This window comes from Chryseosolibacter indicum, assembly GCF_018598585.1.
GTDB classification, from domain to species: domain Bacteria; phylum Bacteroidota; class Bacteroidia; order Cytophagales; family Cyclobacteriaceae; genus Chryseosolibacter; species Chryseosolibacter indicus.
The window spans coordinates 1-11,121 of record NZ_JAHESD010000101.1 but is presented as its reverse complement, the minus strand read 5'-3'; the positions used below and the strand labels follow the sequence as shown (position 1 = coordinate 11,121).

13 protein-coding genes and 1 pseudogene are annotated in these 11,121 nt (G+C 42.8%); 12 read left to right on the top strand and 2 right to left on the bottom strand.

Annotation, left to right across the window (positions count from 1 at the left end; all coding sequences use genetic code 11):
- A partial coding sequence (locus tag KK060_RS23790) for an RteC domain-containing protein (protein ID WP_254157598.1) occupies window positions 1-342 on the top strand: 342 nt, incomplete at its 5' end.
- Here the strand turns inward: KK060_RS23790 and KK060_RS23785 are convergent.
- On the bottom strand, window positions 343-987 hold the full coding sequence (locus KK060_RS23785; protein ID WP_254157596.1) for a hypothetical protein: 645 nt from the start codon (window positions 985-987) through the stop codon (window positions 343-345).
- 19 nt (window positions 988-1,006) lie between these two features.
- Complete coding sequence (locus KK060_RS23780) at window positions 1,007-2,287, bottom strand: HEPN domain-containing protein (protein ID WP_254157594.1); 1,281 nt, start codon at window positions 2,285-2,287, stop codon at window positions 1,007-1,009.
- 112 nt (window positions 2,288-2,399) lie between these two features.
- Here KK060_RS23780 and KK060_RS23775 point away from each other — a divergent pair, with 112 nt between their 5' ends.
- The 11 genes and pseudogenes from KK060_RS23775 to KK060_RS23725 form a co-directional block, all read left to right on the top strand.
- A complete protein-coding gene (locus KK060_RS23775) occupies window positions 2,400-2,918 on the top strand; it encodes a hypothetical protein (protein ID WP_254157592.1) in 519 nt (172 codons plus the stop codon).
- Window positions 2,919-2,935: 17 nt separating this feature from the next.
- The gene (locus KK060_RS23770; RefSeq protein WP_437124583.1) at window positions 2,936-3,271 is read left to right on the top strand and encodes a DUF4134 domain-containing protein; all 336 of its coding nucleotides are present in this window, start codon (window positions 2,936-2,938) and stop codon (window positions 3,269-3,271) included.
- Window positions 3,272-3,282: 11 nt separating this feature from the next.
- On the top strand, window positions 3,283-3,612 hold the full coding sequence (locus tag KK060_RS23765) for a DUF4133 domain-containing protein (protein ID WP_254157590.1): 330 nt from the start codon (window positions 3,283-3,285) through the stop codon (window positions 3,610-3,612).
- Window positions 3,609-6,089 carry a TraG family conjugative transposon ATPase gene (locus KK060_RS23760; RefSeq protein ID WP_254157588.1) on the top strand — a complete coding sequence of 827 codons (2,481 nt, stop codon included), beginning with the start codon at window positions 3,609-3,611 and terminating at the stop codon, window positions 6,087-6,089. Before KK060_RS23765 ends, KK060_RS23760 begins: the two co-directional genes overlap by 4 nt.
- Before the next feature lie 11 nt (window positions 6,090-6,100).
- Complete coding sequence (locus KK060_RS23755; RefSeq protein ID WP_254157586.1) at window positions 6,101-6,781, top strand: conjugal transfer protein TraI; 681 nt, start codon at window positions 6,101-6,103, stop codon at window positions 6,779-6,781.
- Window positions 6,778-7,428 (top strand): hypothetical protein, encoded by a 651-nt coding sequence (locus KK060_RS23750; RefSeq protein WP_254157584.1) that lies wholly within the window; start codon window positions 6,778-6,780, stop codon window positions 7,426-7,428. Before KK060_RS23755 ends, KK060_RS23750 begins: the two co-directional genes overlap by 4 nt.
- The gene (locus KK060_RS23745; RefSeq protein ID WP_254157582.1) at window positions 7,425-8,042 is read left to right on the top strand and encodes a TerB family tellurite resistance protein; all 618 of its coding nucleotides are present in this window, start codon (window positions 7,425-7,427) and stop codon (window positions 8,040-8,042) included. The genes KK060_RS23750 and KK060_RS23745 overlap by 4 nt, the downstream gene beginning before the upstream one ends.
- A 37-nt stretch (window positions 8,043-8,079) precedes the next feature.
- Window positions 8,080-9,249 (top strand): conjugative transposon protein TraJ, encoded by a 1,170-nt coding sequence (gene traJ, locus KK060_RS23740; RefSeq protein ID WP_254157580.1) that lies wholly within the window; start codon window positions 8,080-8,082, stop codon window positions 9,247-9,249.
- Window positions 9,250-9,261: 12 nt separating this feature from the next.
- Window positions 9,262-9,879, top strand: a complete 618-nt coding sequence (traK, locus tag KK060_RS23735; protein ID WP_254157577.1) for a conjugative transposon protein TraK — start codon at window positions 9,262-9,264, stop codon at window positions 9,877-9,879.
- Between the two features lie 6 nt (window positions 9,880-9,885).
- The gene (locus tag KK060_RS23730) at window positions 9,886-10,371 is read left to right on the top strand and encodes a hypothetical protein (protein ID WP_254157575.1); all 486 of its coding nucleotides are present in this window, start codon (window positions 9,886-9,888) and stop codon (window positions 10,369-10,371) included.
- A 6-nt stretch (window positions 10,372-10,377) separates the two neighbouring features.
- A pseudogene (locus KK060_RS23725) lies at window positions 10,378-11,121 on the top strand (hypothetical protein); the annotation flags it as partial.

Below are 11,121 nucleotides of genomic sequence, written 5' to 3'. Positions count from 1 at the left end.
TACCTCAATCGATGTTTGTTAGAGTTGGAGCAAAACAAATATGCAACATCAAGATTTGAAGAAGCACCAAAGCGGACACTGATTTGGACCGCACCTAAAACCGCATTGGTTGAATTAATGTATAGCCTGCATTCTGCGGGAGTATTCAATCATTCGAATGCGGACATAAGGCAAGTAGCGCAACAACTACAGACTATCTTCAATGTTGATCTGGGAAACTATTACAAGGCATTTCAAGAAATCAGAATGCGCAAAAGTGGAAGGACCAATTTTATTGATCAATTAAAAAAAGTGTTACTGCAGAGACTTGATGAAAACGATCAACGGCCTCCAAATAATTAACTATTCATAGCACAACCGGTCAAACTTTCTGAGAAAAGCGGATTTCCTCTCGTCAGACGATATGAGTTCTTGCTTATATTCAACCTCAATAAAATTCCGAATTGCACTATGAAAATTATCTCGAAAAACGATAAAGTCCTGCCCCTGCAACTGTAGCAACGACCCGTTGTGGGACTTTCCCCAAATGGTCCATCGCCCATTAGTACGGGCTTCATGAAGTAAGCCACATCTAACGTTTTTATAAAATGAAGTGGCTAGCTGCCTGTCGAAAAATGATCGAAAAGGTTCGTGACCGGTTAAAAAGTCCGAAAATAACGACTCGCTCCCTGAGTACTCGAACGGCTGCAAAGGCGGATCTCCCCTTCTGCGATGTTTGTAATTCGTTCCCTGATAAGTACTCTCAATGAATTCAATGAGTGAGCATATAATAGCCATTATAGCGAATCCTTCTCCAACGTAGCTACCACCTGATTTGATGGAGTCCAATGGAGCCAGATATCGATCTTGCAGTCGATTGATGAAATAATCATCAAAAACTTTTGCCCAAATGTCGTGAAGTGTAAAATCGTCCAATGAAGCTCTCACTACGAGCCAATCCCCAATGGTTTTGCGGCCGGCTATATATGTGTCAAGTGGCAATTGCATTTAAGTAAATTATAAGTCGTTATTTAAAATAGAGTTCATTCCACTCCTTACTTTCAGAAGGGAATAAACTTTCATCCTCTAGTTTCAATTGAATTGATGCGCGCAGAAGCCCTGTTAGTTTTTGTATATTCTCCAAGTTTAGGTCTTTACCTTCTTTCTGCAGGCTTGATCCATGCACAACCTTATTTCTTAGATCGCGCATCTGGTCAACAAACAGATATATCTCCTTGGCTTTTTGCTTGTCCTTGGGTTCAAGCGTCATTCCGCATCTTAGCCCTAGATGCATACTGCCCGAACTCCGATATATCGCTTCGAGTCCAATTATATTATCAATGAGACGATCTTCTAATTCCTTCCTGTCAATACTGTAGGTTAGCCGGTTGACTGGAACCTTAAAGTCATTCTCTTTTTTGACTAGCAGGTCGTGATAATGAAGTAGCTTTTTGGTATGCGCTTTCTTTAAATCGAGAAATTCAAGCGATTTTATACTCGGCACGGCTTCATGTATTGATTGGCTGCCACCGCCTGGATAAAATGTTTTGAACTCGGAATGCCTAATTCCATTGTATCGTACATCAGAGTGATCAAGTATTCTGAGCGAATTCAGAACTCTTCGAAATTCAAGTGAAATAGATTTCCAATCTACCCGGGGACTTCCACTAAAGACTCTACTCACTGTCGAAACTTCCTTTTTGAATGGGATGGCCTTTTCAACAATAAACCTTGAATGGTTTTCCTTAGCAAAGGAGTAATTTAGGTTATCGACACCATCCCGTTTTAATCTTCCTTTCAAAAGCTCGAGTTCACTTAATTCCCGGATCCTAAGTGTTTCAGAGAAGTCAATTTTTGAATCTTCGTACTCAAAATTTAAAATGAGAACCCAGCAACTAAGAGGAACAGTATCATCAAACAAATATTTATCAACTTGTATGAAATGTTCTTGGAATGTTCGTGAAGACACCTCAATCGTGTTTTCATAGTAGTGTCGAATCGATTTGATGACAAAACTCTCTGATTTTAACATAGCCATTCCTGCTTCTGTCCCTATGCTTTTGCCAAGCAAAGGCTTAATCAGTTGATGACTTTCTATATGCATGATAAGTTCTTTAAACTCCTTGGTTAGTTTGATTTGGCTCTCCGCTAGTTCTACCGCACTGAGGTACGGACCAAATTGGTCATAAAGCGATCCATACCGTGCGTTTTGTAATGAATGTGACTTCAAATATTTATCATAAAGCGCTACTCCCATGAAAGTTGCGTTTTCGAACAGCTTAGAGTCAGTTTGATCAAGTGTCATCATATTAAATTATAAAAAAGCGGCCGCTTAATAAAATCTTTCCCATCTGGGATCGTATAGTGAAAGGCCCACTTTTCACGCCACCAGTTTTGCCTTCGTAACAAACACGAAGGTTATGCTAAAATCAATTTCATGGCAGGAGTTCCTGATTGTATTGTCGGGTATCGCTGCAATTTACTATGCTGTGCTCGCTGTCATCTACTATGGACATCGAATCCGCTCCCGCTTCTCAGACCACGAACAAGCTCCAGAAGCTCCGACTAAGTCACCTACCCGGAAATCACTTTCACTTATCGGTCAGACCAAGGAAGACGAAGGTATCGAGGACGAGCCAAACGAGGGTCTGGTCTCAACTTCCGATATCAACGTGTCAGAAAGCGCTCGTGAACAAAACTTGCTCGTTGGGACTGTTGCCGATGCTCTCAAGGAGCTTAAGAATCTTTTTCAATTTATCACAGACGATCAGAAAAACAAGGCTGAGAGTCTTGACATGATCGGTACACTCATCGAGCGCTACTCTCAGCTCAAAGGCACAAAATATCAGCATTCGATCAATCTCTTTATCCACGAAAACGCTGTGGATCAATTCAGCTTCGAAATCACCCTCGAGGAACTTCAATCACTCTGGAAATAACATCAAATAAAAATATTATGAAAAATCGATTCATTCAGTTTTCAATGAAGAAAGGCCGTGCTCTTGCAGTCGCTCTCGTGGTCTACGGCTTCACAATAGCATTTACTGCAAACGCCCAGGATGGCAACGCTGGTATCAACGAAGCCACAACACAAGTACGAAGCTATTTTGATACAGGGACACAACTTATGTACGCCATCGGTGCGGTGCTCGGATTGGTCGGAGCAGTGAAAGTATTTCAGAAATGGAATGGTGGTGATCCTGATACCGGCAAAGTTGCCGCAGCCTGGTTCGGCAGTTGCGTGTTCCTCGTGATCGTTGCTACAGTACTGCGTTCCTTCTTCGGATTATAAACACGTTCAAAATGGCGACAAGTGTTTATTCCATCAATAAGGGTATTAACAAGCCAATAGAGTTCAAGGGATTGAAGGCTCAGTACATCGGATACCTCGGTGTAGGTCTGCTTTGTCTCCTCATTCTGTTTGCCGTGCTATATATCATAGGCGTCAACATGTTCATCTGTCTTGCTTTAATACTTGTACTAGGTACCGCGTTGTTTATGTCTGTCTATCGGCTTAGCGCCAAGTATGGGCAATACGGTTTACTCAAGAAAGCTGGCGCTCGAAATATACCGCAGCAACTCACCACTAATTCACGCGTGTTGTTTTTAAGTCTTCAAAATCAGAACCAATGAGACCAGAGATTCAATTGGAGAAAATATTTCCAGTATACAAAGTGGAGTATGACTGCATTCTCTCAAAACGAGGTGACGTCACGATTGCTTTTGAAGCTGAGCTTCCAGAAATTTTTACGCTCTCGGATCAGGAGTACGAATCATTCCATCACACCTTGATTAAGGCTATTAAGGTTTTGCCTGCAAATTCCATTTTTCACAAGCAGGATTGGTTCGTTGCAAAACGATTTGAAGCGCAATTTGAAGATAAGGTGCTCTCGTTCCTGTCACATTCAAGTGAAAGGTTTTTTAACGAGAGGCCTTTTCTTAATCACAAGTGCTATATCATGCTTACTCAGATGCCAGCAGATGGCCGAACATCAAACTCTTTGACGTCATCGCTATTGAAAAATAGCTTATCCCCCGAACAGACGACTAACCCGCAGAGGTTGCAGGAGTTTCTCGATAGCGTGGGCCAATTTGAAAGAATCTTGCAGGATAGTGGTTTCGCAAAGTTGAAGCGCTTGAAGGGTGAACAACTCACGGGCGGAAAATTCAAAGCTGGGATATTTGAGCAGTATTGTTTCCTTCAACCACCGGATTCCATTCCTATCATCAAAGACATTTCTTTCAAAGAAGGAATTTCGATTGGAAATGACTACTGCAAATTATTCACATTGGCGGATGTCGAAGATCTTCCCGGATTGTGTGGTTCTCGAATCAATTATGATCGTTATTCGACCGACAAAACGAAATTCAGTGTTGGGTTCTCATCTCCGTTAGGTCAGCTACTTCCATGTAACCACATTTTCAATCAGTACATCTTTATCCAGGATGTTCACAAGACGGTGAAGCAGTTGGAAAGCAAGCGACTCCGACTTCAATCTTTGGCTGCATACTCGAGGGAGAACGCAATCAGCCGCGATGCCACAAATGATTTTCTGAACGAAACGATTGCGTCCCAAAGGCTACCGGTAAAAGCGCACTTCAATGTGCTGGTATGGTCGGATAATAAAAAAGAGCTGAAAGACATCAAGACAATGGTTTCGTCTGCATTCGCGCAAATGGATGCCACAGCCAAGCATGAAACGGATGGAGCACCTCAGATATTTTGGGCGGGTCTGCCAGGCAATGAAGCTGACTTCCCGATGAATGACACCTTCGACACCTTTGCGGAACAAGCTAGTTGCTTTCTGAATCTTGAGTCGAATTACAGGTCATCGATCAGCCCGGTAGGAATTCGTTTGGGTGATCGCATCACCGGACTTCCTGTTAATGTTGACATTTCAGATGAACCTGTGAAGAAGGGAATCTGCACAAACCGGAACAAGTTTATCCTTGGCCCGTCCGGAAGCGGAAAGTCCTTCTTTACTAATCACATGGTGCGCTCATACTATGAGCAGGGAACGCACATCGTGTTGGTGGATGTTGGACACTCGTATAAAGGCCTGTGTGATCTTGTTAAAGGTTACTATTTCACCTATGACGAATCGAATCCAATTCGGTTCAATCCATTCTACATCTCACCGGGAGACGCGCTCGACACCGAAAAGAAGGAGAGCATTAAGACCTTGCTTCTTGCGCTTTGGAAAAAAGACGATGAGACATTTCATCGATCGGAATATGTGGCGCTCTCAATAGCCTTGCAGACCTATTACAAGTTTCTGGAGACACATCCAAAGATCTTCCCGTGCTTCAATACTTTTTATGAATTCTTGAGAGATGTTTTTGTGAGGGTGCTAAAGGAAGACAAAGTGAAAGAGAAGGACTTCGACATCGAGAACTTTCTTTATGTACTCCGGCCATACTACCAGGGAGGCGAATTCGACTATCTGTTGAATGCGACTGAAAACCTTGACTTGCTTAAGGAACGGTTTATTGTGTTTGAATTGGACAACATCAAGGATCACCCGATCCTGTTTCCGGTAGTTACAATTATCGTAATGGAAGTCTTCATTTCGAAGATGAGAAAGCTCAAGGGCGTTCGCAAGATGATTCTGATCGAGGAGGCGTGGAAGGCAATTGCCAAGGAAGGGATGGCAGAATACATCAAATATCTTTTTAAAACTGTTCGGAAGTTCTACGGAGAAGCGATTGTTGTTACCCAGGAGATTGAAGACATTATAAGTTCTCCGGTAGTCAAACAGGCCATTATTAATAATTCCGACTGCAAGATTCTTCTTGACCAAAGCAAGTACCAGAACAAGTTCGAGCAGATTCAGCAGCTACTTGGATTGACCGATAAAGAAAAGGCGCTTGTGCTTTCGATCAACAAGAGTAATGATCAGAGGCGGAAGTACAAGGAAGTGTTTATCAGCCTGGGTGGGGTTCAGTCAAAGGTTTATGCAACGGAAGTTTCATTGGAAGAGTACCTCGCTTACACTACTGAAGAATCAGAGAAAATGAAGGTTCAGGAGTACGCGAGGAGATTTGGCGGTGACTTGCGTAAAGGTATAACAGCATTGGCGAATGACATCAGGTTAGGAAAGGCAGCTTAAAGAAAACATTTATGGACATCAAGAAACTATTTGTTGCACTTGTTCTCTCAGTGCCAATGTCGATCAGTTCAATTGGTGAGGCAGAAGCCGCGATACCGATTGCCAAGATCATTCAAGAAGGAGTTAAGAAAGTTATTAAAGCCGTTGATCTGATGATTCAGCGGCTCCAGAATAAAACGATCTGGTTGCAAAACGCTCAGAAGGTGCTCGAGAATAAACTTAATGAGCTAAAGCTGAAGGAGATTGCGGAATGGACAGACAAGCACAAGAAACTTTACGAGCAGTACTACGAGGAACTCTGGAAAGTTAAAAAGGCTATTGAAACTTATGAATTAGTTCGAAAGGTCATGTCAAGACAAGTCCAGCTTGTTCAGGAGTACAAAAGAGCATGGGAGATATTAAAGAAGGACAACAACTTCACAAATGATGAATTGAAATACATGTATCGAGTGTATTCTGGAATCCTTCAGGAGAGCGTTAAGAGCCTTGACCAAATGTTAAATGTTGTAAACAGCTTTGATACACAAATGACAGATGGCAAGCGCCTCGAAATTATCAATCAGGCTTCCTGGAGCATTGAGCGGAGTTACCATGACCTGAAACAATTCAATGTTCAGAACATCAGACTCAGCTTGAGCCGCTCAAAAGACAAGCATGAAATAGAAACAGTTAAAAAGATTTACGGACTATGAAATACAGAATTCTAATAATGTCATTGTTGCTGTTTGTTGGAAGCGCTGCGCAATCACAAACCTGGAATGAATGGTTCCGCCAGAAGAAAACACAGAAAAAGTACCTCATTCAGCAGATCGCTGCCTTGAAGATGTATCTGAAATATCTGAAGGAAGGATACACCATTGTTAAAAATGGAATGCGACTGGTTGGCGACATCAAAGAAGGAAATTTCAACTCACACAAGGAATATTTTGGATCACTGCGTGAGGTGAACGAATTGGTTAGCAATTCAGGAAAGGTGTCGACTACAATGTATTACGAGACCGCGATCATCGAACTCGTTAAGCGCATTCGGAAAGATGCCGCTGAAAGCGACCAGCTAACAAATGATGAAAAGAAACAGGTGTTCCTTGTGTGCGATAATATGTTGGCGTTATCTGATGAATCCATAGCGAACTTAAAGTCTCTGGTAACAGATGGGGAACTTGAAATGAAAGATGATGAACGAATCAGCAGGCTAATCGCCCTTTATAATGAAGCAAAAGAACGCTTTCATTTCACCCGCCAATATTTCAATGCAAACCGTTTGCTGATTTTACAACGGGAGAAGGACGCGCACGATGTGGAGATGGGTAGAGCAATATCAACGAATGAGGGAATATGAAACGACTTGTTATCTTTTTAATGTTCCCGGTCTTTGCCTATGGACAAACGCAGGAGGCCGCGCAACTCTTACTAAACTATGAGAAGCTAAAACAGTTGGAAGAGATCCTTGACAACATGTACAAGGGTTATAAGATTTTGACTCAAGGCTATAATAGAATAAAGGGTATCGCGGAAGGAAATTACAAGCTCCATCAGGTGTTTCTGGATGGGTTGCTATCGGTAAGTCCAACGGTGCGAAAGTACAAGAGGATTCCACAAATCATTTCATATCAGCAATTGCTCATGAAGGAGTACAGACGTGCCTTCAACCGGTTTAAGGATGATGACAATCTCACGCCACAGGAAATCCGCTACATCACAAATGTTTATGAACATCTCGTGAAACGCAGCCTAAAAAACCTGGAGGAACTGACACTCATCATCACTGCCTCACAGCTAAGAATGAGCGATGATGAACGGTTGATGGCGATTGATAGAATCTATTTCGATATAGTGGATAAGGCAAGCTTTCTCAGACACTTCAATAACAGCACGCAAATGCTGATCATTCAGAGGGCGAAGGAAAAGAGTGACGTTGACGCGGTAAGGAAACTGAACACGGAAAACAACTAAAAATCAATCAATGAAAACAAAAGTAGTTACGACCACCGTGGTGGTACTGGGAATTCTATTGCCCGGAGTTTCAGTGGCGCAGAGTAGCGAAATACAGAATCTCCAAAGCGTGCTCGACACATTGTATGATGAGATGCTTCCGTTGTGCAGTCAGTTGATTGATGTCGGGAGAGGCATCTCGGGCTTTGCTGCGATGTGGTATATCGCCTCAAGGATATGGAGGCACATCGCGAATGCCGAGCCTGTGGACTTCTACCCGTTGCTTAGACCGTTTGTCATTGGTTTCTGCGTACTGATTTTTCCTTCAGTCCTGGCGTTGATCAATTCAATTCTAAATCCCACCGTCACCGGTACCGCCTCAATGGTATCCGGCTCAAACGCCTCGATAACTGAATTGCTTAAACGAAAAGAGGAAGCAATCAAAAAGACTCCCTATTGGCAGATGTATGCTGGCGTTGATGGCGATGGCGATAAAGAGAAGTGGTACCGGTATTCACATCCTGAAGGCACGGAAGAAGGTTTCCTGGAAGGTATCGGAAATGACATCAAGTTCGCTATGGCGAAAGCTTCTTACAATTTCCGGAACTCTATAAAACAATGGATGTCGGAGATTCTGCATGTGCTCTACCTGGCTGCGGGACTATGCATAAACACCATCAGGACTTTTTACCTAATCGTACTAGCAATTCTGGGTCCGCTCGTTTTCGGGTTGTCTGTCTTTGATGGTCTTCATCATACGCTAACGGTTTGGATAGCACGATATATAAACGTGTTTTTATGGTTGCCGGTAGCGAACATTTTCGGTAGCATCATCGGCAAGATTCAGGAGAACATGCTGAACGTGGACATTGCTCAGGTTCAAAAATATGGTGACACCTTCTTTAGTTCAACAGACACCGCTTATCTCATCTTCATGGTTATCGGCATTGTTGGGTATTTCACAGTTCCAAGCATAGCCAATTACATAGTACACGCGGGCGGTGGCAATGTGCTGCTCTTTAAAACAACAAACCTCTTTTCTGGTGGCGTTCATTCAGCTGCCAATTCAACAATGAATGGCGGCAGGGCAATGGTCAACTCACTCGACCTGTCCAAGCCAAACACGCATGATCATTTCGCTTCGAAATTCAGCACAGCCATCCAGAATCCAGATATCAAGAAAGAATCCGAAGGGGGTTTCATGCATAAAAAAGTTTCAGGTCAATAAAATTATAAATGAATGTTCAAGCAATTTAAAAATATAGACACCGCGTTCAGGCACATCAAACTATTCTCGATAGTGTTCCTGATAGTTTGCCTCGCCATAGCATCGTTCGCGATCATGAACGCCTTTCAAATCGTAAGGGACACGCAAGCCAAAGTTTACATTCTTGCTAATGGCAAAGTGCTCGAGGCATTTGCATCCCAAAGAAAGGACAACGTTTCCGCAGAGGCGCGTGATCACGTCACAATGTTCCATTATTTCTTTTTTACGCTTTCTCCTGACGACAAAGCAATTCAGGCAAATATCAAAAAGGCTCTTTACCTCGCTGACGCATCAGCAAAGAAGCAATACGATAACCTTCGGGAGAACGGATACTATGCAAATATTATTTCAGGCAACATCAGTCAGGAGGTTTTAGTCGATAGTATTCGCATCGATGTAAATCAGGTACCTATCTCATTTAAATGCTACGCACGCCAGATCATCACAAGAGCAACATCGATTGTGACCAGGAGCCTCGTTACCGAAGGAAAACTAAGAAACGTGGAGCGTTCAGATAACAATTCACATGGGTTTCTGATCGAGAGATGGAATACAATTGAGAATAAGGATATCAAAGTTGAAAATCGCTAAAGAAGTATGCTCAATAGATATAAGAGAAAATACAAGGAATTGGAAGGGAGGGTAATTGAAAAGGCGAACGGAAAATTCAACAAACTCAGTCACCCGGTCAAGCGATGGTTGGTGATACTATTCGTGATCGCCAGTACCGTGATCTGTCTCGGGACAATTGGAGGATTGTTCAGCAGCGAAGAATCGGACCTTTTGCGTGGTCAATCCATTACAGAACCGACAAACATAAATCCTATGACAAAGAATTTGAAAAGTGAATCATTGATTCCGTTAGGGAAAATGAAAGGTGAGGTTGATGGCGAGTTTGATTCGTTTTACGTTGCTGTGGACAAGGATGCGAGGCTGTTCATTAACCGAAATATCAGCTATGGAGAGAATGCATATGAGAAGAGCGATGCGTGGAAAGAAATTACCATGAACGAATTAAAGCAATACGAACGATCGCTGCATTTCATTCCGCTTTCTCAGAAATCAAAAGGTTTAAAACCATGATATAATATGAAAGTAAGTACAGAAAAATTCAAACGGCAAAAGTCATTGTATATGATGCTGCCCGTGTTGTTAGCGCCCTTTATAGTGATGCTATTTTGGGCGCTCGGTGGAGGTAAGGGAGTACACGCCAATGAGCCTGACGCAAATAACGGACTCAATACTCAGCTACCTAATGCAAAGTTACCGGACAATTCAAAAGGCTGGGATAAGCTTAGCTTGTATCAGCAGGCTCAGAAGGATTCTTTGCGGAAGGCTGAAGCAGAGCGAACAGACCCATACTTCAGGCTAAGGACGATCACGGAAATTCAGGAAAGAGATTCAATGGGTTTTGTGAATCATTCTTTAGGAGAAAAGAACTATGAACTGGATTCTAACGAAGCGGTAATCAATCAAAAACTCGAAGCGATCAACAAAGCCATTTCAACGCAAAAGACCTACGAGCCAATTTCGCGACAGAGTACAGCGTCAACAAGCGAGCCCATCACTCACGGGTCAGAAAAAGTTGACCGTCTCGAAGAAATGATGATTATGATGCAGACGGAAGGAGGCGCGGACCCGGAAATGGCCCAGATTGAAAATGTGCTTGAAAAGATCCTTGACGTTCAGCATCCTGAGCGAGTTCGGGAAAAACTGGAAGATCAAAGCGCAAAAACTCCGGGCAAAACGTATTCGGTGATTCCTGCGAAATCCAATGTCACTGCAAAGTTCTTTGGCCGTCTAAAAAGCAAGCACGAACCGACTCAAGCTTTC